Annotated in this window: 31 protein-coding genes and 3 pseudogenes; 22 read left to right on the top strand and 12 right to left on the bottom strand. The window is 47.5% G+C overall.

Features of this window, described 5'->3' with window-relative positions; all coding sequences use genetic code 11:
• Window positions 1-22 precede the first annotated feature (22 nt).
• Window positions 23-298 carry a hypothetical protein gene (locus KQP84_RS02235; protein WP_215845051.1) on the bottom strand — a complete coding sequence of 92 codons (276 nt, stop codon included), beginning with the start codon at window positions 296-298 and terminating at the stop codon, window positions 23-25.
• A 304-nt stretch (window positions 299-602) separates the two neighbouring features.
• Here KQP84_RS02235 and KQP84_RS02240 point away from each other — a divergent pair, with 304 nt between their 5' ends.
• The 10 genes from KQP84_RS02240 to KQP84_RS25080 all read left to right on the top strand — a co-directional run bounded on the left by KQP84_RS02240 (window position 603) and on the right by KQP84_RS25080 (window position 6629).
• On the top strand, window positions 603-1217 hold the full coding sequence (locus KQP84_RS02240) for a DUF2913 family protein (protein ID WP_215845052.1): 615 nt from the start codon (window positions 603-605) through the stop codon (window positions 1215-1217).
• Window positions 1218-1247: 30 nt separating this feature from the next.
• A complete protein-coding gene (locus tag KQP84_RS25040; RefSeq protein WP_252515141.1) occupies window positions 1248-1565 on the top strand; it encodes a hypothetical protein in 318 nt (105 codons plus the stop codon).
• Between the two features lie 86 nt (window positions 1566-1651).
• Window positions 1652-2110, top strand: coding sequence for a hypothetical protein (locus tag KQP84_RS25045; RefSeq protein WP_252515142.1), 459 nt, complete (start codon window positions 1652-1654; stop codon window positions 2108-2110).
• 259 nt (window positions 2111-2369) lie between these two features.
• On the top strand, window positions 2370-2756 hold the full coding sequence (locus KQP84_RS25050) for an ATP-dependent nuclease (RefSeq protein ID WP_309140124.1): 387 nt from the start codon (window positions 2370-2372) through the stop codon (window positions 2754-2756).
• Window positions 2757-2768: 12 nt separating this feature from the next.
• Entirely contained in the window at window positions 2769-3440 is a 672-nt protein-coding gene (locus KQP84_RS25055; RefSeq protein WP_252515144.1) for an AAA family ATPase, read from the top strand.
• A gap of 103 nt (window positions 3441-3543) precedes the next feature.
• Window positions 3544-4110: a hypothetical protein gene (locus KQP84_RS25060; protein WP_252515145.1), complete on the top strand. Its 567-nt coding sequence runs from the start codon at window positions 3544-3546 to the stop codon at window positions 4108-4110.
• Window positions 4107-4958, top strand: coding sequence for a UvrD-helicase domain-containing protein (locus KQP84_RS25065; RefSeq protein WP_309140125.1), 852 nt, complete (start codon window positions 4107-4109; stop codon window positions 4956-4958). Before KQP84_RS25060 ends, KQP84_RS25065 begins: the two co-directional genes overlap by 4 nt.
• Before the next feature lie 65 nt (window positions 4959-5023).
• On the top strand, window positions 5024-5524 hold the full coding sequence (locus KQP84_RS25070; protein ID WP_252515146.1) for a hypothetical protein: 501 nt from the start codon (window positions 5024-5026) through the stop codon (window positions 5522-5524).
• Between the two features lie 62 nt (window positions 5525-5586).
• Entirely contained in the window at window positions 5587-6051 is a 465-nt protein-coding gene (locus tag KQP84_RS25075; protein WP_252515147.1) for a hypothetical protein, read from the top strand.
• Window positions 6048-6629: a hypothetical protein gene (locus tag KQP84_RS25080; RefSeq protein WP_309140126.1), complete on the top strand. Its 582-nt coding sequence runs from the start codon at window positions 6048-6050 to the stop codon at window positions 6627-6629. Before KQP84_RS25075 ends, KQP84_RS25080 begins: the two co-directional genes overlap by 4 nt.
• 32 nt (window positions 6630-6661) lie before the next feature.
• On the opposite strand, the gene KQP84_RS02265 is transcribed toward KQP84_RS25080, so the two are convergent.
• The 6 genes from KQP84_RS02265 to KQP84_RS25100 all read right to left on the bottom strand — a co-directional run bounded on the left by KQP84_RS02265 (window position 6662) and on the right by KQP84_RS25100 (window position 10852).
• Window positions 6662-7663: a hypothetical protein gene (locus tag KQP84_RS02265; protein WP_215845053.1), complete on the bottom strand. Its 1002-nt coding sequence runs from the start codon at window positions 7661-7663 to the stop codon at window positions 6662-6664.
• A 68-nt stretch (window positions 7664-7731) separates the two neighbouring features.
• Window positions 7732-7872 carry a hypothetical protein gene (locus KQP84_RS25085; RefSeq protein ID WP_252515148.1) on the bottom strand — a complete coding sequence of 47 codons (141 nt, stop codon included), beginning with the start codon at window positions 7870-7872 and terminating at the stop codon, window positions 7732-7734.
• Window positions 7872-8456, bottom strand: coding sequence for a site-specific integrase (locus KQP84_RS02270; protein WP_252515149.1), 585 nt, complete (start codon window positions 8454-8456; stop codon window positions 7872-7874). The genes KQP84_RS25085 and KQP84_RS02270 overlap by 1 nt, the downstream gene beginning before the upstream one ends.
• Before the next feature lie 523 nt (window positions 8457-8979).
• Window positions 8980-9297 (bottom strand): hypothetical protein, encoded by a 318-nt coding sequence (locus KQP84_RS25090; RefSeq protein ID WP_252515150.1) that lies wholly within the window; start codon window positions 9295-9297, stop codon window positions 8980-8982.
• Window positions 9273-9803 carry a hypothetical protein gene (locus KQP84_RS25095; RefSeq protein WP_252515151.1) on the bottom strand — a complete coding sequence of 177 codons (531 nt, stop codon included), beginning with the start codon at window positions 9801-9803 and terminating at the stop codon, window positions 9273-9275. Before KQP84_RS25095 ends, KQP84_RS25090 begins: the two co-directional genes overlap by 25 nt.
• Before the next feature lie 38 nt (window positions 9804-9841).
• On the bottom strand, window positions 9842-10852 hold the full coding sequence (locus KQP84_RS25100; protein ID WP_252515152.1) for a hypothetical protein: 1011 nt from the start codon (window positions 10850-10852) through the stop codon (window positions 9842-9844).
• Window positions 10853-11247: 395 nt separating this feature from the next.
• Here KQP84_RS25100 and KQP84_RS02280 point away from each other — a divergent pair.
• Window positions 11248-12236, top strand: a pseudogene (locus KQP84_RS02280) (tyrosine-type recombinase/integrase).
• Window positions 12237-12650: 414 nt separating this feature from the next.
• On the opposite strand, the pseudogene KQP84_RS25105 reads toward KQP84_RS02280, so the two are convergent.
• Window positions 12651-13211, bottom strand: a pseudogene (locus KQP84_RS25105) (Rpn family recombination-promoting nuclease/putative transposase); the annotation flags it as partial.
• A 224-nt stretch (window positions 13212-13435) separates the two neighbouring features.
• Between KQP84_RS25105 and KQP84_RS02290 the strand changes: the two are divergent.
• The 8 genes and pseudogenes from KQP84_RS02290 (at window position 13436) to KQP84_RS25110 (ending at window position 19767) form a co-directional block, all read left to right on the top strand.
• The gene (locus KQP84_RS02290; protein ID WP_215845055.1) at window positions 13436-14275 is read left to right on the top strand and encodes an alpha/beta fold hydrolase; all 840 of its coding nucleotides are present in this window, start codon (window positions 13436-13438) and stop codon (window positions 14273-14275) included.
• A gap of 142 nt (window positions 14276-14417) precedes the next feature.
• A complete protein-coding gene (gene bhsA / locus KQP84_RS02295) occupies window positions 14418-14678 on the top strand; it encodes a multiple stress resistance protein BhsA (protein ID WP_215845056.1) in 261 nt (86 codons plus the stop codon).
• A gap of 69 nt (window positions 14679-14747) precedes the next feature.
• A complete protein-coding gene (locus tag KQP84_RS02300) occupies window positions 14748-15353 on the top strand; it encodes a TetR/AcrR family transcriptional regulator (RefSeq protein ID WP_215845057.1) in 606 nt (201 codons plus the stop codon).
• Window positions 15354-15478: 125 nt separating this feature from the next.
• Window positions 15479-16159: a type 1 glutamine amidotransferase domain-containing protein gene (locus tag KQP84_RS02305; RefSeq protein WP_215845058.1), complete on the top strand. Its 681-nt coding sequence runs from the start codon at window positions 15479-15481 to the stop codon at window positions 16157-16159.
• Between the two features lie 71 nt (window positions 16160-16230).
• Window positions 16231-17359, top strand: a pseudogene (locus tag KQP84_RS02310) (alkene reductase).
• A 19-nt stretch (window positions 17360-17378) separates the two neighbouring features.
• Window positions 17379-18119 carry an SDR family oxidoreductase gene (locus KQP84_RS02315; RefSeq protein ID WP_215845059.1) on the top strand — a complete coding sequence of 247 codons (741 nt, stop codon included), beginning with the start codon at window positions 17379-17381 and terminating at the stop codon, window positions 18117-18119.
• Between the two features lie 500 nt (window positions 18120-18619).
• Window positions 18620-19549: a Fic family protein gene (locus KQP84_RS02320; RefSeq protein WP_252515153.1), complete on the top strand. Its 930-nt coding sequence runs from the start codon at window positions 18620-18622 to the stop codon at window positions 19547-19549.
• Window positions 19546-19767: a helix-turn-helix domain-containing protein gene (locus KQP84_RS25110; RefSeq protein ID WP_252515154.1), complete on the top strand. Its 222-nt coding sequence runs from the start codon at window positions 19546-19548 to the stop codon at window positions 19765-19767. The genes KQP84_RS02320 and KQP84_RS25110 overlap by 4 nt, the downstream gene beginning before the upstream one ends.
• Window positions 19768-20047: 280 nt before the next feature.
• Here the strand turns inward: KQP84_RS25110 and KQP84_RS02325 are convergent, their stop codons facing one another.
• The 4 genes from KQP84_RS02325 to KQP84_RS02340 form a co-directional block, all read right to left on the bottom strand.
• Window positions 20048-20506, bottom strand: a complete 459-nt coding sequence (locus KQP84_RS02325) for a YsnF/AvaK domain-containing protein (protein WP_309140127.1) — start codon at window positions 20504-20506, stop codon at window positions 20048-20050.
• Window positions 20507-20529: 23 nt separating this feature from the next.
• The gene (locus KQP84_RS02330) at window positions 20530-20970 is read right to left on the bottom strand and encodes a hypothetical protein (protein WP_215845060.1); all 441 of its coding nucleotides are present in this window, start codon (window positions 20968-20970) and stop codon (window positions 20530-20532) included.
• A 3-nt stretch (window positions 20971-20973) separates the two neighbouring features.
• The gene (locus KQP84_RS02335; RefSeq protein WP_215845061.1) at window positions 20974-21405 is read right to left on the bottom strand and encodes a DUF2382 domain-containing protein; all 432 of its coding nucleotides are present in this window, start codon (window positions 21403-21405) and stop codon (window positions 20974-20976) included.
• Between the two features lie 296 nt (window positions 21406-21701).
• Window positions 21702-22721, bottom strand: coding sequence for a tyrosine-type recombinase/integrase (locus KQP84_RS02340; RefSeq protein WP_370661470.1), 1020 nt, complete (start codon window positions 22719-22721; stop codon window positions 21702-21704).
• 556 nt (window positions 22722-23277) lie between these two features.
• Between KQP84_RS02340 and KQP84_RS02345 the strand changes: the two genes are divergently transcribed.
• Genes KQP84_RS02345 through KQP84_RS02355 form a run of 3 tightly spaced genes read left to right on the top strand, consistent with a single transcriptional unit; the run spans window position 23278 to window position 26187 of the window.
• Window positions 23278-24405, top strand: coding sequence for a DUF262 domain-containing protein (locus tag KQP84_RS02345; RefSeq protein ID WP_215845063.1), 1128 nt, complete (start codon window positions 23278-23280; stop codon window positions 24403-24405).
• Complete coding sequence (locus KQP84_RS02350) at window positions 24389-25438, top strand: AAA family ATPase (RefSeq protein ID WP_215845064.1); 1050 nt, start codon at window positions 24389-24391, stop codon at window positions 25436-25438. Before KQP84_RS02345 ends, KQP84_RS02350 begins: the two co-directional genes overlap by 17 nt.
• A 2-nt stretch (window positions 25439-25440) precedes the next feature.
• Entirely contained in the window at window positions 25441-26187 is a 747-nt protein-coding gene (locus KQP84_RS02355; RefSeq protein ID WP_215845065.1) for a hypothetical protein, read from the top strand.
• Window positions 26188-26190 lie beyond the last annotated feature (3 nt).

The following is a 26190-nucleotide window of genomic DNA, read 5'->3' on the forward strand; positions in this document are numbered from 1 at the left end:
GAAAGAAACCCTGAGGATCCCGTTACCAGGAAAGTTTAATGTGTGCGCTGCCTGCGGCAGGATCAATGCCGATTATCTGGACGGTGTACCCATTGTCACGAATTTCCTGAATGACGGTTTCGTGGACTGATCCATGGATGTGACGTTCACAGTTCTTCATGCCAAGACTGGCAGCCACCTGTATATCAGATTCGATGAGCTTAATGGTGTCTTTCGATACCTGCAACTTAATTTGTTCTAACACATTGTTTCCCAGATTTTTTTCCGATACTTTTGCCATATTAATTGCACTTTTCATATTTTTACTCATTTAAAAAATTAAATTTCAGGAGAGATTATCCAGGGTTTGTACAATCCCCAAGGGTCCCTCTGAGCCTTTGTCGGATGGAGTATCCGATAAGTTATCTTTCACAACGCTCAAAATTTTCAGAAAAAATTGCCGGCACCCGCGCCTCCACTAACTGAACCCTGCTCATTATTCGAGATTAAACATCGAGTGGCCGATTTTTAATGAGTAAATGAGCTAAGTCATCCCTTGTAACTCACTGATAATTAAGTGCACAATATTGGGCGTTGATTACAAAAGCTACTGGTAAAAATTCATGAGTTCGCAAAACCTTTACGTCGATCATCTAGCGTGGTGTGGGCTTGTAGCACTCCGCATGGCCCGTAGGGATGGAGTTTTAAGCTCACCTGCGCAGGAAAATCTGGCTCGCGATTGCGGAAAAAAACGCCTGTTTCGGAAGGAACTGGCATCAGATATCAAGTGGTTGCTTACTGAAGGGCGTGAAAAGGGCCTCAGGGCCGACCTTCCAGGCAAACTTGAGTATCTATGGAGAGCTAGCAGGGGTGATTTACTTGAGCAAAATGACCTGTTCCGCTTACAACATGTTATTCACGCCATCAAACTCACCGGCATTAACTATGGCGTACTGACGGAGACGGAATGGAAGGGTAAACACGCCGTCAAGATAAGTGAAACAGTGCCGGGGATTTATTTTCGGAAATCAGACCTAGATTCAGCATTTAACAGTGAAGGTAAACAAATAAAAGCTCTAGCTGTACGCATTACCGCTAATTTATCCGCTGTTGACGGACTTTTAACCCGTGCAGGATGGATTCGAGAGAGTGGAGAAGATCCATCCACTAATCACTGTTTACTTGCAAACGTTGAGCCTTACATGTCTGATGCAGAGAAGCAGATAACAACCAAGTAGCCTATCCACAATATAATTTCAGGGAAAATAATGCTGGGTACTATTTCAAAAGATGATCTTGAGAAGATTAATGAACTTTTCAAAATGATATTTAGAATCAGTTTGATAATAGGAGGCTTAGTTATGATGTCCTATTATTATACGATTGGTTTTTTCCCTTATGATCTGAGCATTGGTGATGGATTGCTGTTCATTGGGGTAGCCATCACTTTTGGCTTCATCGACATACTTATCACCACTCTTTTCAGCTGTGTAGGATTTAAGTTGAGAGGGTTGCTGTTAGTTGCAAAAAAATATATACAAAACTCAGAAAAGAAAACAAATCAGAAGACGACCAGTTTACTTTGATTCCAAAGAAGACTGAAGGAGTAATTTGGATTCCTGCTCTATTAGGATGGTTTTATATTTTAAAAATATCGCTCACTGATAACTTATTGAATACGATTACATCATTTATAATTTTAACATTCTTAGCATGGCTTTGCGCACACAGCGTTAGCTCATATTGGGAAATAAGAGAGGAGGAATTTTCAAACTCCGGCCCGTTAAGCGTTAACAAAAAAAGACTAAAAACAATCTATCTTTCAGTACTTTTGTTTTCTCCTATATTTATAGGAGGAATAATGCCAACAATGTCGACGGGAGCAATGCGACTTATGCAAATCAGACAGGATAATGTGACCGTACACATAGCAACCCCTTATACCAACTTTGTGGTGGAAGCAGGTGTTAATGGAGAAGCCAGCCCTATGGGTAAAGAGTATCTAAAATTCGAAAAAGTTGATGTGCTTTATACCGGGCCAGGTAAAAACACATTATTACGCTTCAGTAACAAAAATATCAATACCACAAAATTGACAATTCCCACAGATAAAATATATATACAGAATTAAATTACAACGTTCCTAATAAGGTTATGGAGTATTCAAATCCATTTGACTAATAGATGATAAAACAAGAGATCTGCGTAGATAGCAGGGGGCGTCAGGCTTAATAATAAGGAGTGCTATAAACATAATTTAACATAACAACGATTATCCGCACTAAATTTAGCTATTTGTTATGTTAAATAAGCCTTTTTTGAAAGCTAACTTGCCCGCATCGAGGTACAACAGTAAGGGACGCTTTGCTCTTACAATCAAGGAAATTTCCGTGGCAATCATAAGAAATCTGCAAATTGAGAATTTCCGGTCGGTCAGGTATGCGGAATGGTATCCGGAGCCGGGCCTGAACTGTTTGATCGGCCCGGGAGATTCTGGAAAATCGACCTTTCTTGATGCCATAGATTTGGTACTGGGGGCCAGAAGGACATACGCATTCAGTGATGCCGATTTCCATGACTCAAATACCGCCAATCCTATACAGATCATGGTTACCCTTGGCGCACTGGATGACGACCTCAAAAACCTTGAGACGAACGGGCGTTATTTGCGCGGTTTTAACGCGGCTACCCACCAGATCAACGATGAACCTTTGCCGACTGACGAGGTGGTGCTTACCCTTAAGCTGACGATATCTGAAGATCTTGATCCTGACTAGTGTCTGTATTCGATGCGAGCCGCTCAGGAAGGACTTGAAAAGCGGCTACAGTTGCGGCACCGTGAGCTACTTGCTCCCGCACGGTTGGGTGTTACCGGTCATCATCACCTGGCCTGGGGAAACCGTTCCATACTCAATAAATTCTCTGCTGAAACGCTAAATGTTACGACCACTCTAGCAGAACTCAGCAGGGGCGCACGCCAGGACTTTGCCGCCCAGCCTCTTCCCCAGTTGGAAGAACTGCTGACACAGGTTCAGACTATCGGCAATAATCTGGGCGTTCCGCTGGATCAGTTGAAAGCGATGCTGGACGTCAACGGAGTATCGCTTTCTAACGGCGCGATCAGCCTTCATACTCCCGATGGCATACCGCTTCGCATGCTCGGAACGGGGTCATCGCGCCTACTTATCAGCGGACTACAAAAGGCTGCTGGCCTGTCCGGCTTATTTCTGGTAGATGAGGTTGAGTATGGTCTTGAACCCTATCGTATCAGCCGACTTCTTCAGGTTCTGGGTTCTAAAGATGACCAGCCTTCCGGACAGGTCTTCATTACCACCCACTCACCTTTTGTTCTACGGGAACTGCAATCATCTCAGCTGAACGTGCTCCGAACGATCCCCGATATTCCGGCTCCGGCACAACCCACGCCCTCTCATGTCGTTTTACCCCTGGGGCAGTGGTGAAGATGAACAAGCCACGCTGCGAGCCTGTGCTGAAGCGTTTTTCAGCAAAGCGGTCATTGTCGGTGAAGGCAGAACCGAAGTTGGTCTCGTTCGGGGACTGGATTTGCTCTGGCTTTCCTTGGATGCTCCAGGCTTCCAGGACAGAGGGGTTTATACTACTGACGGTGACGGAGGGGGTAAATATTTCAGGCGGGCTTCGGTTTTTGCGCGCCTTGGTTATAACACGGCGCTGCTGAAAGATTCCGACATTCCTGATTTCGCCCACCAGCAGCAGACCCTTCTTTGCCAGCAGAGTGGTGTTACAGTATTTGAATGGGGCAATGGGTACTCGACGGAAGACGCACTCTTCGCCAGCTGTCCTCTGGAAGCTATTCCCGTAATTCTGAATCTGGCTGCACAAAATTTTGGAGAGCAGCAGGTTAATCAGCACATCCTTAATCATTCAGGCCAGCAGCATACCCTTCTGAGTTGTACTACTAACCCTGCCGATAATATGCGCCAACCTCTGGCGAACGCAGCGGGTAAATATAAGTGGTTTAAATCCATCAGTGCAGCTGAGCTACTGGGGCTACATGTTGTAGGCCCGCACTATGCGGCTTTTGGCGAAGAATTCAGGAAACAGATCAATTCGCTGTATGCCTGGGGACAGATTAACGGAGACCGCCGGTGACGGTGGAGGCCGTGCTGGGCGCACGCAGAGGAATGATTGTCGCTCCCGCCGGATGCGGGAAAACACATCTGATTGCGGACGTACTGCGAGTGAAACCCGCAAAACGTTATCTTGTTCTTACGCATACCACCGCTGGCGTCACAGCGCTGAAAAAACGCCTTACGTCCCTGGCCGTCCCGGGCACCCATTACGTAGTCACAACACTTGATGGATGGGCTGTCAGGTTGGCCACCAGCTTTCCGGAGCTCTGCCCGACAGACGTGCCGCCGGAAAACGGCTCCCTCTACTACAATTCTCTTCGCCAGCACATCCTTACGCTGCTGCGCGCAGGCAACATAACTGACATTATTCAGGCCTCTTACTCCCGCCTGCTGGTAGACGAATACCAGGACTGTAATACGGTGCAGCATGAACTTGTGTATGCCCTGGCTGAAATACTCCCTACGGTGACATTCGGCGATCCCATGCAGTGCATTTTCAGCTTTAGCGGCCCCATGCCTGACTGGGATAACCAGGTAATGAACTGCTTTCCTCCGCTGGATATGCTGCGGACGCCTTGGCGCTGGAACAATGCACGAACACCGGCACTGGGAGAGTGGCTACTCGCATGCCAGAGTGCCCTGCACAGCGGGCAGGCAATACAACTGGATTCCTGCCCGGCGCACGTTAATTTCCGCCAACTCACCGGCGTGGCTGCAAACGATCTGCAGATGCAACAGCAGGAGTTTTACCGACTGGTGCGTCAGAACGAGGCCGGGTCCGTTCTGATTCTGGGGATTCCCGGCGGCCCGATACAAGGCACAAATTTGCATTGCGACTCAACGGCCTGGATGTGGTTGAACCCGTAGAGCTCAGAGATGTGATCCGTATAGCGAGGTCCTTAGACAATGCCGGGGAGGGGAACCTTGTGAGCATGCTGCTTGCGGCAGCCGCAGAATTAATGACAAACGTGGAGGCAACGTCGACGCTGAGCCGAATGTCTTCGATTCAGGCCGGACGAAACAGAACGCCACCCTCCACCGTCGAAGCGGCATTAATGACACTTTCAGCCGCTCAAACACGTACTGCTCTGCTGGCAGCTTTGTGTGCTTTGGAAGAAAAGCCGGGCGTGAAGGTGTACCGCCGGAGGGCTTTCTACGCGCTTAAAGATACCTTCTCTCTCAGCGTCAGCACTCCAGGAAGAAGCCTGGCAGACTGTGCATCATCCATCAGAGAACAGCGCCGGTATCGTGGCGACCAGCGCATCCCACTCCGGGCCATAGGCTCGACCCTGCTGCTGAAGGGACTGGAATGCGATCACGCTATGATTCTTGATGCGGGCAGCATGAGTACAAATGATCTTTACGTTGCGCTTTCACGGGGAGCCAAATCCGTGACGGTTTTTTCCCGGTCACCGTTGTATCCATCCCCATAGACTGAAGACACCAGAACTCTGATGCAGGATTGAACCTGCCAACGATAAAGAGGGGTATGAGAGTGAACACATTTTCAATGGATGAGTCTGGCTATACCGGCTTCGACCTGCTGCAGAAATCTCAGCCCTGGCAGGGCGCAACTGCGGTGATGATAAGCCAGGGTGATGCAGCCCTTCTGATACGAGAGCATTTTCCCAAGCTTCAGGCGCCCGAACTCAAGTACAGCTCGCTGAAGAGGCGCCCTGGGAACCAGAAGCCGCTATACAACCTGCAGCGGGACATCCTGCAGAATTTTTCGAGCGTGACCTGCGTGGCCAATAAGAGTTTCATGCTGATACTGATGTTTATCGATTACGCGGTTGAACCCTTCTATTACGATCTGGGCGTTAACCTTTACGAGGATGGCGGAAATCTGTCGATGGCCTCCCTGGCTTATTACCTTGGTCCCGGTTATTTTGGCAGAGACTTTGACACCATCCTGCAGGCATTTCAGCGGGCCATGAGGGAAAAACGCCAGAGGCGGTGAATGCGCTGACAGCCCGCATCCGTGAGGTTGACTGGCACCAGCTGCCGGAATTTCTGGGACCGATGGCGCTTGCTCACCCTGACTGCATCGATGCCATCCTTGATCCGGATGTATCGACAGACGCATCCTTTACGCTTCTGCAGTCAGTCATTACGCGCACTGAGCTCATGTCTTCACAACGCTACCGCATTGAACACGACCGTTCGGAGAATCTCAAGCGATATCATGAACATCTTTCTTTCCTGATTGGCTGTCAGACACCGGCAGAATTCAGGCATTCAGACATTGCCCGTATACGGTTCCCGCTCAAGCTTGAAGAAGTGTACCAGGTGGACTCCCGCGACAGTCCGGCCGTACAGCTCTGCGACGTGCTGGTTGGTGGGGCGGTCAGCGTGGCGGAACTGCTGATGAAAGAGAAGTCACTCTCTTTCTATTCACCCCTGAAGCTCTACCGTGATGACCAGATAATTCACTTTCTTCCCGACCTGGACTTTGAAAAGCAGCGTGAGTTTCGCCGCGGAAGTCAGGGCAGCGAGTTTATTGATTTTATTCAGGATGAATTTTACAAGGCACGGTGACGTCACTGATAAAGGCCCGGATGCCGGGCATGTTAATTTTCTTTCTTGCGGCCAGCATTTTTATCTTCTTCTGAACGGGGCAGCGGATCGATAAGTATCTCCGTGGCCGGCACGCGAAGCATCTGTGTCTTCCCATTACCATGAAATTCAAGTGCCACCGAAGACCCAAACGAGGAGATGGCCACAGTCACGTCCTCATAACGTGAGGCATAAGGTTTATAGTTAGTTTTGCTTCCTGTAATACCGTGCTCAGCCAGCACGTTACTCCAGGTTTCCTGCAAGTACACGGTCGCATGATCGTGACGAATACCCAGCAGCCGCATGGTCTGGTTGGCCGTGGCATCAAACAGACCCAGATAAAAGGTGACGCTAATAAAAATAAAGGCCGTGCCCAGGGTATTCACCAGCCGTATTTCCGACCTTAGCTTAACGGGCGTTTGCTGATCACTGAAAATCAGATCCATCTGTGCACCCCGCTGGCGGTTCAGGTCAATCAGGATGTACCAGGCACCCAGGTAGAGTGACGCACAGATAAGTTTTATATACCACAGGGCGTGGTCTTCGTGGACCATCGTCAGCATCCCAAGTACAGTCAGTACTGACATCAGATAAAACATGGGAGTAAACGATGGAAATCTGTAGTGATAGAGGATCGGTCGCCTGCGTTTATAGTTCCGGCAGAATTCAGAGTGGCCGTAACGCAATACGGTTTTTCTGCGTCGGGCCTCGCGCATCAGCGCCTCAAGCCTGGAAAAGCCGCGGGATGTGCGATTCAGCCGTGACAATCTGAATAGCAGATACCACATAGCCACGCCGAGGCACATCAGGAAAAAGTAGGTTACCAGCGTGCCTACAGAAAAAACCGTGACGGTCAGGAAAATGCGTAACGTATCGCCTATCGTCAGACCGTCAGGAAAGCCGCCGTAGCGGCCACAATAAATCAGCAATATCGCCCCGCCCATCAGGAACGAAACTTTTGTAAGAACGGCCAGTGCCTTCTCTGTCAGCTCAAAGAATCTTTTCAGCGTGTCCATACCCGCCTCCATGCGTGCAGTTAAGAAACAAGCAGCCTAGCGAAGCGGGATTGAATGTCAAGATTAACTTATGTGTTTCGCACTGACTCCATCAGCAACTGCCGCGCGTCGCCCGCCTCCCAGGAAAACTGCATCTGGTTGTCCGCCGCCACGTCCAGCGCAAACACCTGCACGCAGATATCAGTGGTCTCCTCCTTTTTGTGCCCCATCAGGGCCTTCTTGTGCGTGTGGCTGTAGAACAGGCGCATTGCAAATGAATGCTGGGGCAGACGGTCAGCGGAAAGGTAACGCCGTCACGCTCCGCCTCCGCCACCGCCTCGTTCAGCCCGCGCTTGGCCGTGCGGTCGATGACCGGCCACAGCGGATAGTGGCGCTTCGGCCGGAAGGTGGCCATGTGCTGGTGCAGCTGCGACAGAAACCGCTTGTCGGTCAGCGGCACGATGCGCTCCGGCACCTGATTTTCATCCTTGCGCGGCCTTCCCCGCCCGCGGCTGCGCTGCTTGAGGGTTTTGAGCACCACGTAGGGCTGGCAGCCGTCGTCCAGCACGAAATCGGCCGGCGTCAGCGCCAGCGCCTCGTTGATGCGCGCGCCGGTGTTCCACATCAGGTTCACCAGGCTTGCGCGCTGCAGGTCGGGAATGTAGGAGAAAAGCGCGGCCACCTCGGGCGCCAGCAGGTAGCGCGGCAGCCGGCCGTCGTGCAGCGCCATCCGTCTGAGCCGCATTGCCTGCGGCAGGTTCATAGCGGGCACGCGCGCGCCCGCGTGAAGTCGTTCCGGCAGTCCGGCGGGCATGTTTACCTCTGTTATCGTCACGCCCGTGTCAACAGGCGTCGCTGCGTGAATTTTGTGAAAGTTTGCGGGCCCCTTTATCGCCAGATTTTAAGGAGCGACGTTTCGCCCTGTTTCGGCGGTTTTCTGTCCGGCCAGCGGATTGGTGGGAAAATTTTCCCCCGCCCGCCCGCGTTTGGCTACCGGAAAAAATACCTGAAAGCCGGATCCGCCGAAAAGACAAAATGTCCGGGTTTCCTGTTTATTTCCCAAAAACGGACATCATTAGGATCGACCCGGGATCCGGGCACGATCGGAGACAGAGAAGAAAACACTAAATACAGACCCAGAATGACAATTCGGGTACATCATATAGTGCCTCAGGCAAAATGCCCGGCCCGGCAGCGCAGGATCCGCCTATAAGGGAAAGCAAACACACGGCAAGTTCCCCGTTAATAGATGCAGTTAAGTTATGAGTCATGCCGGATGACCCGTGCCGGAACAGCACGGGCGAACAGACAAAGTTACAGGACATTATCACTTTGGCTCATTGAATGTCTTTACGAATCTTATGGATAAGAAGGGTACTGGAAGAAGCCCCACGAGTTAACTGCATTAAATTATCCAGAACCTTACTGTCGTAGGCGTCCAGAAATTTGAGGGGAATTTGCAGACATTTAAGAACCCATGGTAACAATGCCACATAAGCACCGCCAGGTATTCCTTTATATTCCATCAATGCTCCAGCGGCATTTGGGATCAGGCCGGAAATATCCATGCCAGCTACACGCTCTGCTCTTTTTTCAATATTTTTTATCTCTTTGTTGAGGTTGTAAATTTCTATTGCAAGCTCTTCTTCCGACAACCCGGCGAATCTCGATAATATTTCAGGGATTTTTTTCGACCATGTTCTGTCATAACATCGTCTAGTTCAAGAACGTTCATATCATTACTGATGGTCAACACATTATTAAGTAATATCCCCACCTCGGACTCTCTGAGTTGATAATTTGATGCCTGTACGCCGTTATATATTCCATTAATTATTTTGCATGCGTTAACTTCAGAATAACCCGAATTGTCGAAAGGGAAATGATGCGCATTTAGACCCTGTGCAAATTCAAAGCTCATGGCGCTGGATGTCAGCTCTATAAAGAGATCTTTACCTCGGGATTTATAAATATTGCCTGCAAAATTCCCTGCGCCGAACTCACTCAGACCCATCGCTCCTTTTTGATCAAGTATATATTCTAGGTAAGAGGCCTTATGTGATAAGGAATCCGCCAAAACCTTCAGGGCACCAACGCCAGAATTCCAGCAACTTTTCTGCAACTGGTACTGCATTTCACTATCAAATGAATACCCAAACAAACCAGTCTTCTTTCTGATCTCAATCAGAGAGGCAGAAGTCAATCGTCGGGAAAAAGAATACAGTTGGAGTCAGTCGAAAGCACATCGGCTAGGAAATCAGTATCATATCTGTGAATATTTTGAAAGGCGACGAATTTAACCCTCCCTCTTCTGACAAGTTCAAGTAACTCAGATCTGGTGAGCCTGAAGGTTTCGTAAAAACTTTGATAGTTTGGTGCATCAGTAATTGGAACGGCGATAATGACAATTTCGTAGAGTGAAAGATACTCTCGAATGTTGTTTCTTTGAAACACCGTTGCATCAACGAAGCAGCTGCTGGTTGTTTTTTTAAAAGCATCCGGCAAGCATTCTTCACGGGTCATTAATACATCAGAAAAGACTGAAAATTTATTCTGAGACCAGAAATCTTGATCTTCTTCATATTTTTCCACTATTTCACGAGGAAATTTGTTTTGCAAATATCCACCGGAAATAAGCGTTAAGTTACCGGATGTATTTCTGGCCACTTGGACATCAAAATTATATTCTGGAAAGTTTTTATCGGTGTAATTTTCATATGAATAACCATAATAACCCAGCCCTTCACAGATCAAAATAACATTCTGAAAATCTGATTCGGACACGCGGTTTTTAAAAGTAAATTTAATAGTATTGTCCGCCCAGCTGATTCTTACATTAAAGGGATGCCTTTCCGATGGCATAGCCATGTTGATTTTGTTGTTAAAGTCTGAGATATTAAAAGACTGACCAAAAAGATTAATTCTTTCATAATGGTTTCTCAGGTTTATTCTTATGAAATCTTTACTTTCATTTTCGACAAAAAGCGGTCCCGGAACCCCCATTGTTTTGTAGTGATAATTATATAACGCATTTACCTCCTGAAGCGACATGCCTGACTCTTGAAGGTTTCTTACTACCGCATAAAACCTCTTATTATCATGAAAAAGACCCCCATGATCTAACCTGTAATGTTGAAGGATGAATGACTCATAGTTGGCCTTAACATATTCAATTAATGAGGGTAATGAGGTCAGAAAAGACATAGCCATAATGATAAAACTCCCAAATTAACGTGTTCTATGCACTTATCCTATCAAAAGCTCGTTAAAACTGGTTCTCAAGACAATATGGTTTTTAGACTTTACTGGGTAGACACTTAAGGTTTTTTATAACTTAATTAATCGATAAAACTATTCTTTCGATGCGAACTACAAAATTTTGGAATTTCTTCGTATCAATGTTACTGACTAACTGTATTTTAGCCAGATTTTTGAGCGACATCTTTAAACTCTATCAGCAGAATCACCTGGCTCTCTTCCTACTTATTAAAATGTCTATTTGAAAAAGTAGCTTTACGGAAACCGTTGCATCAGGGGATAATTCCCGCCAGATTTCAGCACAGCGCGCCGTTACGGCGGCTTCACTTACGGCGATAAGGAATCACATGACTGACCCGGCTGATGGCCATTTTTTGCCGCGCGCGCTGCATCTTTCTTCTTTTGAAGAACAGGATGCGTCTGCTCTGGCCGCGATAAACGGCAGCCAGCCTCTGAACCCGGCGCAGGCTTACCTTATCGGCCTGTCATCCTCTGCCAGCAGAAAGACGATGCGTTCTTTTCTGAATATCGTGGCGGGAATGCTCGGTTTCAGCTCCATGCAAAGCTGCGCCTGGGGCAGCCTGCGCCGTCACCACGTTCGCGGCCTGCTGGAAATGCTCGCGGCCAGCGGCCGGGCGCCTGCGACTATCAACACCTATCTTTCTGCGCTGAAAGGCACCGCCCGCGAGGCGTGGATGATGAAGCAGACAGATACGGAGAGTTATCAGCAAATTCAGGCAGTACGGGCGGTAAGGGAAGCCGGCTGGCCCGTGGTCGTGCGCTTTCCACGGAAGAAATTCATGCGTTGTTCCGCTGCTGTGAAGAGGACTCCGCCTGCAGAGGCCCACGCGATGCGGCCATGCTGGCGGTAATGCTCGGCTGCGGCCTGCGCCGTTCAGAAGTGATTGACCTGGATTACGCCAGCATTCTGCCTCAGGAGCAGGCGCTGCTGGTACGCGGTAAGGGAAATAAAGAGCGACTGGCTTTTATGCCGGCGACGGTCTGGCAGCGCATCTATACTTGGACGGAGACGGTTCGCGGCGAGCAGGACGGGCCGCTGTTTACCCGCATACGCGCCGGTGACAGTGTCACTGATGAGCGCATGACGCCGCAGGCGGTGTACCACATCCTCAATGAGCGACGTACTCAAAGTGGAATCGATGAATGCGCACCGCACGATTTACGCCGCACGTTCGCTTCCATGATGCTGGATAACGGCGAAGACCTGATAACAGTCCGCGATGCGATGGGCCATGCCAGCGTCACCACCACACAGAAGTACGACCGGCGGGGTGATGAGCGTTTACGCAGGGCAGCTGACAAGCTAAATTTTTAATGTGTATGTATTTGCCCGATTCAGCCGCGTAATGCGATTTTATTTGCTTATATGACGTGCCGAAAAAGGGACTGTTGTCAGATTCGAAGATGAATCCGATACAGCACCGCCGGTAGATCCAGAGAAGAGTGATGCTGCTGGTAAATAAGCCAACTGTGAGGCGAAGAAAGAGGACAGGGGTGCCATGATGACCGTTTGAACAGCTCTGATTAGTATGAGCTTTTTAGAATTAAACAGTCAAAAATGTCACCACGTCTTTTCGAATCAGGATGACACTCATCACGCAGGAATTGGCCTTTGCCAGGAATTTGTACCCGTTTGCACACAGGCTGTCCACTTTTTCTGTGGATAAGTCTGCTCACTCTACAGTTAATAATTTACCCGCCCCGAACTGAGCAGGAATTTTGCCGGTACTTAGTGATGCATTTGCTTCAAATCTTCTTCAGACAAACCGGTCATTTGCATAACTGACATTCTGTTCATACCGTTTTCCAGCAGGTTGCGGGCAATTTTCAGGCTGGCTTCAAGCTCGCCAAGCTAACGCCCTTTTTCAATACCTTTCTCCATGCCTTTTTGCTCAAGCTGTTGTGCAAGGGTCATCAGTTTGTCTCATGCTGCGGCACTCGCTGTGCCAGTTCACGAATAATGGCTTCCGCATCCGGCGTTTCACCGGCCTGCAGCATATAGTTTACCAGCGCCATGACCTGCTGTCCGGTCATAAATTCGGTCAGCATCAGCGTGACCAGTTGGTCGAGAAACACATTCAGGTCGCGCTGGCGGATAAGCTTCTGCAGCAGGGTCAGGGCTGCCATGCTGCGGTGATTCATAATTTCTTCCCGGTATGACGGTTACGTCAACCAGCGGAAAGTGACCGTTGTAGAGTTCCTCTGCCCGCTCAGGTTCGCTGAACAGCTGCAGCCAGTTCATGGTATGCGGATACGGACTGTGTTTGCCTTGGTAGAACAGCACCATCACTGAATTGAAAGGCAACCATGCCATTTACGCATCGCAGCCGGAAAAAATTGCGACCCTGATCGAAAAAGCGGCGCAAAGTTTATCTCAGTAAACATTAGTTAAATGCTTTATTGGCCAGTCATTCTTTGAATGATTGCCAAGTGTAAAAGCAAATATAAGAAAAAAGACTTCTAAATCAAATGCTCCGCCCATGAGGCGTCGCCAACAGAAAAGAGAATAAAGAGATGAAAACTATTCAGGTAAAAGACGGTTCTAAGATTGCATATAAAGACTTTGGCAAGGGACAAACCATTATTTTCTCCCACGGCTGGCCATTATCAAGTGATGCATGGGATGCGCAAATGTTGTTCTTCGGTCAGCAGGGGTTCCGTGTAATAGCTCACGATCGCCGCAGCCATGGCAACTCGAGTCAGACGTGGGACGGCAATGATATGGATACCTACGCTGAAGATTTATCATCACTCATCGAACAGTTAGATCTCAACGATGTTGTTCTGATTGGACACTCTACTGGCGGTGGGGAAGTCGCACGCTATATCGGTACGTATGGCTCGGCACGCGTCAGCAAAGCAGTACTTATCGGCGCAGTACCTCCGATTATGCTGCAGAGTGAGAAAAACCCTGGTGGTCTGCCTATGGAAGTGTTTGATGGCATCCGTGCTGCGGTCGAAAAAGACCGTTCTCAGTTCTACAAGGATCTGACCACGCCGTTTTTCAACTATAACCGTTCGTCAGAGACGCCTTCTGATGGTGTGAGAGAAAGCTTCTGGCTTCAGGGTATGCAGGGTATGCAGGGTATGCAGGGTGGGATCAAAGGTCAATATGACTGTATCAAACAGTTCTCTGAGGTTGATTTCACTGATGACCTTAAGAAAATCGATGTGCCAACCCTGATCATGCACGGTGATGACGATCAGATCGTTCCGCTGGCCGACTCTGCCATTCTGTCCGCGCAACTTGTCAAAGATGCGCAGCTCAAGGTCTATGCAGGATTTGGCCACGGAATGACAATCACCCAAGCCGGGACGATTAATGAAGACCTGCTGCGATTCATTGAAGAGTAAAGCGATAGGGGACATACAAGGCCCCATTTACACCCGTTTTTCCAGGTCTTGAACGAATTTTTAAAAAAATTCAGTGCCTAAAAATATACCCACTTACCCACGCTTAAAGTGTGCTTAAAAATAATTTAATGAGGATATAACCATGAAAAACGTAACTAAAGCCTTTGCCGTAATCGTACTAACTGCCGCTTCTTTTGCCACTGTTGCCGCGACCGAAGTTAACGCTGTACCTGTGAAGGGGCAAAGTATAGGGGTGATCAACGCTTCAGCTGTCGGAACTAATTTGAGCGACCTGCAGGACAAACTGGCGGCGAAAGCGACTGAACATGGTGCAACGTCTTACCGTATTATTTCGGCCGGTGGCGATAACCATCTGTACGGTACTGCTGAAATCTACAAATAAGCTTTAGCAAAATGGAATGCTTTTAACTTACCTATAGACGACTGGTCTAGTTCTTGGTAGATTAAACATATGAATACTACATCTCAACTACATAACAATGAAATCCGCGAGCACATTCTTGCGACAGGTCAGCGTATTATGGCTGGTAAAGGATTTTCTGCGGTCGGATTGAATGAAATACTCAAAGATGCTGGTGTGCCTAAAGGCTCTTTCTATCACTACTTTAGTTCGAAAGAAGCTTTTGGCGTAGATATGCTGGCACACTATTTTGATGATTATCTAGCCGATATCGACAGGACACTGAGCCAGCCAGGTCTCAATATGGCTCAGCGACTGATGAACTACTGGCAGCAGTGGCGAGAATCTCAGTCGTTCTCTGAGTGTCAGGGTAAGTGTCTTGCCGTGAAACTAGGTGCTGAAGTTGCCGATCTTTCGGACACGATGCGCTTAACGCTAGAGGCAGGCACTTCAGGGATAATCTCGCGTCTGGCCGAAGCGTTAGAAACGGGCGTAGCCGAGGGGTCTCTCACGATTGAAGATACACCTCGTACTGTGGCAGAAAGCCTCTACCAGCTTTGGGTTGGTGCAAGCGTAATGGTCAAGATTGTTCGAAATACTGGCCCGTTTGATTCAGCGCTGATCACGACAAGAAAAATTATTCATATTACCCCCTAGCAAGGGGGCAATCAGTATAGAGCCGTTTTTTACACCTATTTTATAGACGACCGGTCTAATATTAACCGCAATGGATAGACGACCGGTCTAATTAAACAATCAATCTGAAATGCAGGAGAGTAATCATGAAAATTCTTATGGTCTTAACCTCACACGACAAACTGGGTGACACCGGCCGCCAGACCGGCTTTTGGCTGGAAGAGCTGGCCGCACCTTACTACGCCTTTAAAGATGCAGGCGCAGAAATTACGCTGGCTTCACCGAAAGGCGGTAACCCGCCGTTAGACCCAAAAAGTAATGAGCCTGACTTCCAGACCGCGCAGACCCACCGCTTCGAGGCAGACGCCGGAGCAACAGCACACCTGGCTTCAACGGTTCGCCTCGACAGCGTTTCACAAGCTGATTACGACGCCGTTTTTTATCCGGGTGGCCACGGGCCTCTGTGGGACCTGGCCGAAGATAAAAACTCCATCGCCCTTATCGAAGCATTCCTGGCGGCAGACAAGCACGTCGCTCTGGTCTGCCATGCGCCTGGCGTGCTGCGCCACGTCAAAACCCCGGAGGGAAAACCGCTGGTAGAAGGCCGTAAGGTCACAGGTTTTACCAACAGCGAAGAGGAAGCCGTGGGCCTGACGCAGATTGTGCCTTTCCTGGTAGAAGACGAGCTGATTGCCAAAGGCGGGATTTACTCGAAAGGGGCGGACTGGAGTTCTTATGTGGTCAGCGACGGCCTGCTGATCACCGGGCAAAACCCAACGTCCTCGGCGGCGACGGCGGCTCAGCTGCTTAAGCAGCTGGGTGCATAACTGTTGACGAAGTTAAGGTGACAGGATGCCCACCTGTCACCTCTTACGCTGATCACTCATGGAAAATCCTTATGAATCATAAAGCCTTATTCGAGCCAACCAAGCTTGGTCCTTATACCCTTAAAAATCGCATTGTATTCCCACCACTGACGCGCCAAAGAAGTGAACAACCCGGTAATGTACCCACCGATCTCATGGCCGAATATTACCGTCAACGCGCGGGTGCAGGTTTCATGATCACTGAAGGCACTCAGATTGAGCCCCGTGGACAAGGTTATGCCTGGACACCGGGAATTTATACTGAGCAACAAATTGAGGGTTGGAAAAAGTGACCCGCGCGGTCCATGCCGAAGGGGGATTATTTTTGCACAACTTTGGCATGTGGGACGCGTTTCCCATTCTGCACTGCAACCAGAAGAAAGTGCCCCCGTTGCGCCTTCAGCGATTCAGGCTGAACAAGCAAAGGCTTTTATTGAGACAGGGCCAGGTACGGGCACGTTGGTTATCCCTTCGATTCCCCGCGAACTGACTCGGTCAGAAATTAAAGATCTCGTGAATTTATATGCCCAGGCGGCGAAAAATGCCATCAATGCAGGTTTTGACGGGGTCGAGATCCATGCTGCGAATGGCTATTTGGTTAATCAGTTCATTTCAGAGCATGCAAACCAGCGTAATGATGAATACGGCGGTTCTATTGAAAATCGACTGCGGTTTCTGGATGAAATTGTTCAGGCTATCACTAATGCAATAGGGGCAGACCGTCTGGGCGTTCGCTTCACGCCTTTATTTTCCAGCACAGATGAAGACCGCGTCTATATCGGCTTGGTTGAAAGTGATCCGCATAAGACCTACGTAGAAGCTGTAAAAATCCTGGAAAACGCCGGTGTTGCCTATGTGTCTATAGCCGAAGCCGATTGGGAAAATGCTCCGGACTTGCCCGAAGCGTTCCGCCGTGAGATCCGCACGATATTTAGTGGACGCATCATCTATGCCGGTCGATACACAGCAGAACGTGGTGCCCGGATGGTCGAGGAACAGTTGGCTGATCTCATAGCATTTGGTCGTCCATTTATCGCCAACCCTGATCTCCCTGAACGCATTGCGAATGGTTGGGCATTTAACAATCTTAACGCCACCACGCTGTATGGCGGGGCGGGTGAAGGTTTTACTGATTATCCGATTTACAACGCGCAGCGTTAAAAAATTTAAGGGGCATATCATGAACAATGGAATTGAAAATAAAGTTATTTTAATCACCGGCGGTAATACAGGGATCGGTGCTGAGGTTGCTCGACTTCTTGCCAGTCGTGGTGCTAAGGTTGCAATCGCAGCACGCAGACAATCAAAAACAGAGCAAGTAATTGAGGAAATCACCCGCGCCGGTGGGAATGTCAGAGGTTATTCGCTCGATGTTACTGATAAGCATCAAGTTGAGTCCGTAGTTTCAGCCGTTATAAGAGATTTTGGAAGACTTGACGTTCTTATTAACAATGCAGGTCTGATGCCAATCCGCCCTATGTCAGAGGTCAATACTGACGAATGGGACGCCATGATTGATGTCAACTTGAAAGGCACACTTTATGGTATCGCTGCCGTGTTGCCTCGCTTCCTGGCACAAGAGAGTGGGCACATCATTAATCTGAGTTCAGTCGCAGGTATTAAGGTATTTGCACCCGGCGGTACGGTCTATTCGGGCACCAAATTTGCCGTGAGGGCAATTTCAGAAGGTTTAAGGCAAGAGGTTGGAGATAAAGTGCGCGTGACGTCAATCGAGCCAGGCGCAGTAGAAAGTGATCTGAAGTATTCAACGTCCGGTACGGCATCAGAAACTGTCCTGGAGTTTTATAAACAGGCTATACCTGCAGCTTCTGTTGCCCGCGCAATCGCTTTTGCCATTGAACAACCGGCAGATGTTGATATTAATGAAATCGTTCTACGTCCGACTCGTCAAGAATTCTGAGCCTTAGGTATTCAACAATATTAGCAGGCCCTCAGTAACGTGCTTTTTTCAGCAGTTAAATAGGGGGCCGCTATGTGCCAGAATCGAACAGCGTGTCCTCCCGAATGCTCTTAAAATCGGTAAGAGCCACGGCAACTATGGCCCGATAATAAATTGTAGTGATTATCGGGTAACCCGACTATGTCCTAAAGGCCAACTTTCGAGCATCTCGGGTCAAAATTCTGCCAGTAAGGGCAGCAGCATAAGCCAAATCTTTTATGTTCGCCTTTCGCTCAAAACTGCCTGTCATACCTGCTTAAACTGGGTAATGAAGGCCATGATGCTTAGCGTACGTTTTCGTTCCATTGACTCCCGAACCCCGCTTACAGGCTACCTCCACAGCCGTGATCGTATTAAAAGAAATTTACCTTAGCTTCGTCGTTATTAAAGTATCCTTTAATAAGGCGTGGCATAATTAAAATAATTTTTAATAACACCTGTAGTAATCAAAGGATTTTTTAATGAAACGTGTGTCAGGACAATTTACCGAAACCGCCAGCTATGATGAAACGGTTCGTGCATTTATACCTGCACCTTTGCCTCCTGCTGCACCTGTTCTCGATCCTGTCTCTTATCAGGAACTCAATGAAAAGGCGGAAAAGTCGCTTGCCCGATTGTCCGGTATGTCAGGCCTGGTCTCCTCGAGCGAATGGCTTGTTTACAGTGCTATCCGAAAGGAAGCTTTGCTCACCTCACAGCTGGAGGGAACCCAGGCAACGTTAACAGATATCTTCGATGAAGAAGCGGGGCTTTCAGTGACGAACGTTGAAGATGTGGAGGAAGTGACTAACTATCTGCGGGCTTATAAATTCGTGCACGATCAGATGAACTCTCCCTCAGGCCTTCCGGTTTGCGTACGCCTGCTGAAAAATGCGCATCAGGTGCTTTTATCCGGTGCCCGCGGAGCCGTAAAACAACCGGGCGAAGTGAGATCGACACAGAACTGGATTGGCGGGACGAGACCGGGCAACGCCTCCTATGTACCGCCCCCGCCGGAAGAGGTAGGTGAGCTACTGTCCGATCTGGAAAAATTCATACATGAGCCGCAACCCTCGCTGCCACCTCTGGTACGTATCGCACTGGTACATGCGCAGTTCGAAACCATTCACCCTTTCCTGGATGGCAACGGGCGCATCGGCCGTCTGCTGATAGCCATGCTGCTGGAAGAATGGCAGCTGCTGAAAGAACCCCTGCTTTACGTTTCCGGCTACCTGAAACAGCATCAGAGGTACTACTATCAGTGCTTAACTGATATCCGATCAAAGGGTGACTGGGAACAGTGGGTGGCATTTTTCCTTGAAGCGGTCACTTTTTCAGCAGAAGAGGCGCAGCAGGGGATAATTAGGATTGCAACCTTGTTTGCCGACGACAGAAAAAAATCCTCTCAATGAGCTCAACGTCGGTACACACCATCCGTCTGTTTGAATTCCTGCCGACGATGCCAAAGCTGACAGTTGAGCGTGCCGTTGAGCTGCTGGAGGTAACCTATCCGACAGCGAACAACGCCGTCAAAAGTCTGGTAGAAGCCGGTGTACTTGTTGAAACGTCAGGCAGGGCGCGACACAGGAGCTACGTTTACAGCCGGTACGTTGAACTTCTTCGCGACTGATCCGCATACGGACTGACAACGCAGCTAAAAAGAAGCGGGTCAGTCCGGCCAGCATTGTCTTCCATTAGCCCACCCATGAGTGTGCTTCAAGCATGTATATGTGCCTTCCTGAATGTCCTTATCGACCTGCTGAACAGCATTTTTCTTACGCGTTGTGCAGAAGTCGTATCCGTATTTTTATAAACCGAAGCCGATAAACGCTCTGCCGAGTCGTACCCTGGCCGACAGGGCAGAGCTTTTCGTTGCTAAAACTTCTCATCGAACTTGTTTTTCTGAATGGTCAGTTCGTCACCGGGCTTAATTGTCTGTACTTTATTTTGCTCGGCGTCTTTAGCCGGGCTGACCGGTGTTGAGACTGTGTCTGGCAGGGACTTTCCTCTCCTTCTTTTACAGCTCCGGCATGATCAATATCGACTTCCTGACGGCGAACCGAATCATTGACCGTTTCCACCCGCTCGCTCTGGTCTGTACGGACCACGACTTCTTCTTTCACCTGTACGGTTTTATTTATCACGGGTAACTCATGTGTTTCAGCGACTTCGACTGTTTTTTCAGACCAGTCCACATCATCCGGGGAAGCGTGCTGAGTCAGCGGTCGGCGAAAAATATCTGCATGTTGTTCATGCAGGGAGACTTCTTTTGATACATCGTCAGTAACGGTATAACGCCTTACACGCGTCGATCCTTCACTGACCAGACGCTTACCGACTTCAAGCCTTTCTTCAGCCAGGCGGAGCACTTCCTCTTCGGTTTCATCTCCGGTCAGGAAGTCCTGACAGGCGTGACGCCAGTCGGCTGAACCTCGCCGGTATAAAGTTCGTCAGTGGGCACGCCGGCGGATGACTGAATATCAGTATCGTTTCTCAGGCCCGGTTCGCCATACTGCTGCATATTTCCTGAGTCATGTGCGTCAATAATGCTTAAGGCACGTGGAAGCTGTTCTTCATCTGCTCTGAGCGTCAGCACCACACCACCGGTACGCAGTGCATCTTCATAAACTTCAGCCTGCTCTTCATCGACCGTATCGCCAAACAAACGCTGCCAGAGTCCGGGATGGCGAGCTTCGTGTTCCTCTTTATTGAGCCTGTCACCTGAAATCACATCAATATCATTGTCATCAAAGCCAGCCTTAAGCAGGCTTCGTTTTGCACCTTCTGCATCAGCAGTATTACTGAACATTGTTACGATTTTTTCATGTGCCATGGATTATTCCTCGGTTTTTTCCGGATTTGTAACGTCACCATCTTCCCGCTGGACACTTACCTGTTGACGGCGAAGGGAAACGGTTTCTTCAAAGGGAATTTCCTCCTCAGCTTTGTGAATATGAAGTTCCTCTTTGAGCACCAGCCTTCGTATAATCTCAACCTCTTCTTCCACAACCGGCACGATGAGCACGCCATTTTCCTCCCTGATTTCAGGTACAGCACTAACGCGCTGATTTTTAGCAACATGAGTAACCTTCACCTTTTCGCGCCGTAACAGCATGCTTACCGTTTCGTCATGCACTGAAGTTGAGCGCGTCACCTTGACCCGGCTTTTTACAGACTGCTCCCGCGTAACCTGAAGTTCTTCTTCCGCAAGGCTGAAAGTAACCTCGTCATTTTTCTCTGGTAACTCGCCTGAAGGCTGATTGCTCATAATTGCCCGCTCACCTGTGTGACCAACTGATATAAACAGCCAGACTTAAGCCATGCTTAAGTGTAATAAGCTGGCTGACAAATTAATCATGGCACATTAATAGGGATTTACACTGCCGGGCGATAAAAAGCACGAGGGCTGGATTTATACAGACGCCAGAGGAAGGACGGTATGCTGACAGATAAGTGATGAGCAGAATCTGTACATGTCTGTACACAGGCTGTCCACTTTTTCTGTGGATAAGTCGGGTCGTTAAGCGAGTCGGTTTAGCGCTTCAGAATGCCATTGCTATACATTTAGCCTGAGTGCTTTTCCATGAAGTCCACCATGGCACCTTTGTGCGCGTCAACATGGCGGATGTAGCGCATCAGGGTCTCCGGCTTTTTCCACGTTCCTTCCTGCATGATCTGCGCAACCGGATAGCCCTGTCCGGCCATGTCCTGTGCAGCACCAACGCGTGCACTGTGTCCGCTCCAGCCGCTGTAGCGATTCTTGTTGTTCGCTCTAAACTGCTCGGCTGAACCCGACGTGCGCCAGGCCCGGGCAAAGATATCTTCAAGGGCGCGCGTGCTTAACGGCGCGTCAGATGAAAGCTGCGCCCGGTTTGAACGGTGCACACGACTGAATAAAAACGCATCCGGCTCGGCCGCCAGGCCAGCCGCGCTGATCCACTCTGCCAGCCGCTGCGTAGGCAGGGTACTCAGCGCCTTGATCAGTCCGCCGGTCTGTACGATGGTTTTGGTCCACGCCACATCTAGAATGATGCGACCGTCCGGCGCCCGCGTAACATCTCTCACGCGCAGGCGCGACAGCTCGCTGATACGCAGAAGCGTGGCGTAAGCCACATGCAGGAACGCCAGGTCGCGGACTTCCTGCAGCCGTGCTGAGCCTGACCACTGCGCATCCAGCGCCAGCAGATCGGGCAGGCGGAAGGGAACGGCCTGCCCGGCGCGCTCGCCCGCGATGACGGCCGTACGATTTATCTTCTTTATCGTGCGGAAAACCAGCGGCGAAGAGTTAGGCGGCGTCAGTCCGGCGTTACGGTGTAACATCGAAATCAGCGCGGCATGTGCATTAACGGTTGATGAAGCCCGCCCGCTTGCCTGCAGGAACGTCAGGTAATCGCGCAGATCGGCGGAAGACATCGGCAAAAAGGTCCTCTGGTTATCATCCGCCCACCGGTTGCAGGTGCGCATGACGCTCAGCAGCTGTCGCCAGGTATTGGGCGAAAACGCCTCCCTGTCCTGAACAAACTCCCTTAACCGCTCCCGGATGTCAGCATCGCCGGTGGCGCTAAGCGCCGCCAGCTGAGTCATTTTTGTCATGTTTGCCTGTTTAATGAACGAAACTGTTGTTGATCGCGCTACGTGAATTCTGGAAAGAAAGACGGGGGATAACCCGCCAGAATTCACGTAGCGCTGCCGGTTTTCTGCGCCGCCTGAATGCGCCCATCTTATCGCAACGAGCTTGCCTTTGTCCTAACTTCGTATAAGTATAATTATACGAAGTTAGTTATTTAATCGGTAGGAAAGGGACTGGGTTTGTATAAGTGTAATTATATAAGTCCAGAAAAATGAATATATGGACCATTACTATCGCGTTGTATTTACTTAAGTTATATCTAACTTGGAAATGGCAGTTCAGGCAATTGAAGCACTACTAGGTAAAACAAGGGGACCAAAGGTGATGCTGCAAGCACGTTCTATACTATCTCAGTAAAAATTATTTGAGTGCATTCAATAGCTTGGACTAGGTAGGAGCCTACATATCCTTTCCCACAAAGGCGTTAGTGCTCAATGAACTGATAGGTTACAATAAGGCGTTATCGAGTGTGGCAGAGAGCAGTTTCTAGAAAATTTAGGAGTTCAATAAATGCACGAAAAAGATAATTATGAAGATGCTATTGAGCTTGAGAATCAAGATGAACTTGAGTTGACCTCGCATCCGCATCAAATGGACACTGATACGGAAGTGCGCATTGCCAAAGAACAATCGAGCGTATTTGAATTATTGAGAAAAGAGAGCAACGGAAAATTAGTCTTAGCACCTGACTTTCAGAGAAAAGATGTATGGGACAAAAAACACCAATCCGAGTTAATTGAATCAATATTAATGGGGATTCCTATACCATTAATTTACCTTTTTGAAGATGAAAATGGAATTCGTCAAATTATTGATGGCAAACAACGCGTGTCGGCTCTTAAAGAATATCTAAACAATAGATTCCGTTTGACTGACTTATCAATGTTTCCTAAATTGAAAGGAAAGAAGTTCTCAGACATCCCACAATTGCTTCAGTCCAAGCTAGAAGATTATCAATTACATTGCTATATAATCCAACCGCCAACTCCAGAACACGTAAAATTCAATATTTTTGAGAGAGTTAATCGCGGAGGTATAAATCTTAACAAACAAGAGATGAGGCATGCGCTATATCAAGGTAAAGCGACTGATTTGATTCAAGACCTGGCGGAAAGTTATGAATTTAAGCTATCTACTGGCGGTGGAGTTAAACCTGAAAGGATGAGAGACCGGTATTTAGTTCTTCGGTTCGTCAGCTTTTATTTATTGATGACCGAAAGGAATCCTTTTATTCATTATCGTTCTGATATTGATACTTTCTTGGCCTCAACCATGAAGTTTATAAATTCGAAAGCTACCGATGGTACAATTGAAAAAATCAAAGAGGCTTGTTTAAAAGGCATGGGAAACATCTATCATCTAATGGGAGGTGAGGCCTTCCGATTCAAGCCAAAGTCTGGTGGCAATAGAAGGCCAGTAAACATGGGCCTTTTCGAAATGCTTGTCTTTGCATTCAGCTTTGTTGATGCAGATAAGTTAGGGAATTATGAGATAGAAGATTATATAGATGATTTTAAAAGTAACTTTGAAGAACTTGGCATATTTTCAGGTTCAATTGACACAAATGAATATGTAAAAATCAGATTTGATTTCGCGGCCGAAATAACAAAGGGCTTAAAAAATGCTTACTCAAGTTAACATAAAAAATTTTAAAAGCATTAATGACGAAAATTTAAGGCTAACACCTTTAACGATATTGACTGGTACTAATTCTTCAGGAAAGTCAAGTGTAATTCAAGCAATCATGTTAATGATCATGAACAGCACTGAAAGTAACCAATTTAGTATGGAGAGTTTGCTTAGATATGTAAGTGAGTTTAAAACCATAAGAAACAAAAGAACAAATGCGAAATTAGTTGAAATTTCATTACGTGACAAAGATGATGAAATCCATAGTGTTATTTTTAAAGACGATGATATTTTAAAGAACAGCAAAGAACTATATTATTACGAGCAAGCAAAACATAAGCAATTGCCTGAGATTTTGTATCTCAATGCAAATAGACTTGGTGCACAAGACTTTGTTCCTTCCTCTAATCGTAGAGTAGGAGAACAAGGTGAATTTTTGTTCTCAACTTTTGAAAAAATAAAAACTGAGATAGCTGATGAGAGCTTAATAAAATTTGAGGATTCAAAAACCATATCCTTCCAAGTTGCTGAATGGTTAAGCTATATAACTGGAACCACTTCTGAACTAAAAACAGAAAAAGTTGGTGAGCAGATAAACATTTACTTTAGCATCAAAGATTTAGAGGGTGACGTATCTCCTTTCAATCTCGGCGCAGGCATGAGTTATATAAGTAAAGTTATTATAATTTGTCTAATGGCTAAAAAGGGCGATTTAGTAATTTTAGAGAATCCAGAAGTACAGTTACATCCTAGAGCTCAAGCTCATTTAGGAGAATTCCTTACCTTTGTTGCAAATGGTGGGGTCCAACTTATCGTAGAAACACATTGCGAGCATTTATTAAACAAAATAGCTTATCAAATATTTGACGATAAGTTTTCTCACAACGATTTGGTTATACACTATAAATCAAATGTTGAGAGTAATTTTACCACTCTATTAATAGATGAGAATGGAAGCTATACCGACTCGAAAGGTCAGCCAACTAGTTTTCCATCAGGATTTTTTGATGCAACTCTTAATGATCTTTTGAGCATGAGGTAACTATGTTAGGGAAAATGGTTTTAGACAATTCCTTATTAATTGCTTATGAAAACAAAAAAGAATCAAAAAAATTTAAACTACTAATGAGGAAATTCACACATCCTTATGCGACTAACTGGAAGCAGATTAAGTCCGCATTGAAGGAAGGTCTAGAATTACCTAACCACGTTCAAATATTGTCTCAAATGGCAGGCTTGCCGGAATATGATGATGATCTCATCACTTTGGCATCAAAAACAACATTTAAAATAATTTTAACTGAAGATGCATCCAAAAACTTTCCATATGTGTATTTTAAAAATAACATGGTTAATAAAAACATTGTTTTTTCTTTATCAAGAACTGATAGCCGGCAAGACTTGCTAAGTTATTTACAAATGATGTGCGGTAATGCCACAAAAATAACCATTTGCGATAACTATTTCTCTGAAAACTGGGCGGAAAATAACAAACTATTTTTTCGGGTATTCCCGAGAAAAGGGTTGCAAATTGAATATGCCGAAGTTGCATCCGGAATAAATGCAAGAGCAAATAACTTAGAAATAACCAATACATTTCTGAATACTATTTGTGGAGACTGGACATCAAGCGTATCGGTACTTCAAAAATATTCAAATTGTCACGATCGCTATTTGTTAATTGAGTCACCCGAAAGCAAAATAGAGGTGATGCTATCAAGCGGTTTTCATCATCTTTGGAAGGCTAATCCTAAGGAGATTACTTGCGTCTTTACAGAAATCCTAACTTGAACA

Origin of the sequence: Candidatus Pantoea bituminis (assembly GCF_018842675.1) — a bacterium.
GTDB lineage: Bacteria > Pseudomonadota > Gammaproteobacteria > Enterobacterales > Enterobacteriaceae > Pantoea > Pantoea phytostimulans.

What these genes read in the sequence shown, in the direction of transcription:
- KQP84_RS02235 (WP_215845051.1), bottom strand. Translation starts at nt 298, where the DNA reads ATGAAAAGTGCAATTAATATGGCAAAAGTATCGGAAAAAAATCTGGGA.
- KQP84_RS02240 (WP_215845052.1), top strand. Translation starts at nt 603, where the DNA reads ATGAGTTCGCAAAACCTTTACGTCGATCATCTAGCGTGGTGTGGGCTT.
- KQP84_RS25040 (WP_252515141.1), top strand. Translation starts at nt 1,248, where the DNA reads ATGCTGGGTACTATTTCAAAAGATGATCTTGAGAAGATTAATGAACTT.
- KQP84_RS25055 (WP_252515144.1), top strand. Translation starts at nt 2,769, where the DNA reads ATGCGAGCCGCTCAGGAAGGACTTGAAAAGCGGCTACAGTTGCGGCAC.
- KQP84_RS25070 (WP_252515146.1), top strand. Translation starts at nt 5,024, where the DNA reads ATGCTGCTTGCGGCAGCCGCAGAATTAATGACAAACGTGGAGGCAACG.
- KQP84_RS02265 (WP_215845053.1), bottom strand. Translation starts at nt 7,663, where the DNA reads ATGGACACGCTGAAAAGATTCTTTGAGCTGACAGAGAAGGCACTGGCC.
- KQP84_RS25085 (WP_252515148.1), bottom strand. Translation starts at nt 7,872, where the DNA reads ATGGGGCACAAAAAGGAGGAGACCACTGATATCTGCGTGCAGGTGTTT.
- KQP84_RS02270 (WP_252515149.1), bottom strand. Translation starts at nt 8,456, where the DNA reads ATGCCCGCCGGACTGCCGGAACGACTTCACGCGGGCGCGCGCGTGCCC.
- KQP84_RS25100 (WP_252515152.1), bottom strand. Translation starts at nt 10,852, where the DNA reads ATGGCTATGTCTTTTCTGACCTCATTACCCTCATTAATTGAATATGTT.
- KQP84_RS02290 (WP_215845055.1), top strand. Translation starts at nt 13,436, where the DNA reads ATGAAAACTATTCAGGTAAAAGACGGTTCTAAGATTGCATATAAAGAC.
- bhsA (WP_215845056.1), top strand. Translation starts at nt 14,418, where the DNA reads ATGAAAAACGTAACTAAAGCCTTTGCCGTAATCGTACTAACTGCCGCT.
- KQP84_RS02300 (WP_215845057.1), top strand. Translation starts at nt 14,748, where the DNA reads ATGAATACTACATCTCAACTACATAACAATGAAATCCGCGAGCACATT.
- KQP84_RS02305 (WP_215845058.1), top strand. Translation starts at nt 15,479, where the DNA reads ATGAAAATTCTTATGGTCTTAACCTCACACGACAAACTGGGTGACACC.
- KQP84_RS02315 (WP_215845059.1), top strand. Translation starts at nt 17,379, where the DNA reads ATGAACAATGGAATTGAAAATAAAGTTATTTTAATCACCGGCGGTAAT.
- KQP84_RS02320 (WP_252515153.1), top strand. Translation starts at nt 18,620, where the DNA reads ATGAAACGTGTGTCAGGACAATTTACCGAAACCGCCAGCTATGATGAA.
- KQP84_RS25110 (WP_252515154.1), top strand. Translation starts at nt 19,546, where the DNA reads ATGAGCTCAACGTCGGTACACACCATCCGTCTGTTTGAATTCCTGCCG.
- KQP84_RS02330 (WP_215845060.1), bottom strand. Translation starts at nt 20,970, where the DNA reads ATGGCACATGAAAAAATCGTAACAATGTTCAGTAATACTGCTGATGCA.
- KQP84_RS02335 (WP_215845061.1), bottom strand. Translation starts at nt 21,405, where the DNA reads ATGAGCAATCAGCCTTCAGGCGAGTTACCAGAGAAAAATGACGAGGTT.
- KQP84_RS02340 (WP_370661470.1), bottom strand. Translation starts at nt 22,721, where the DNA reads ATGACTCAGCTGGCGGCGCTTAGCGCCACCGGCGATGCTGACATCCGG.
- KQP84_RS02345 (WP_215845063.1), top strand. Translation starts at nt 23,278, where the DNA reads ATGCACGAAAAAGATAATTATGAAGATGCTATTGAGCTTGAGAATCAA.
- KQP84_RS02350 (WP_215845064.1), top strand. Translation starts at nt 24,389, where the DNA reads ATGCTTACTCAAGTTAACATAAAAAATTTTAAAAGCATTAATGACGAA.
- KQP84_RS02355 (WP_215845065.1), top strand. Translation starts at nt 25,441, where the DNA reads ATGTTAGGGAAAATGGTTTTAGACAATTCCTTATTAATTGCTTATGAA.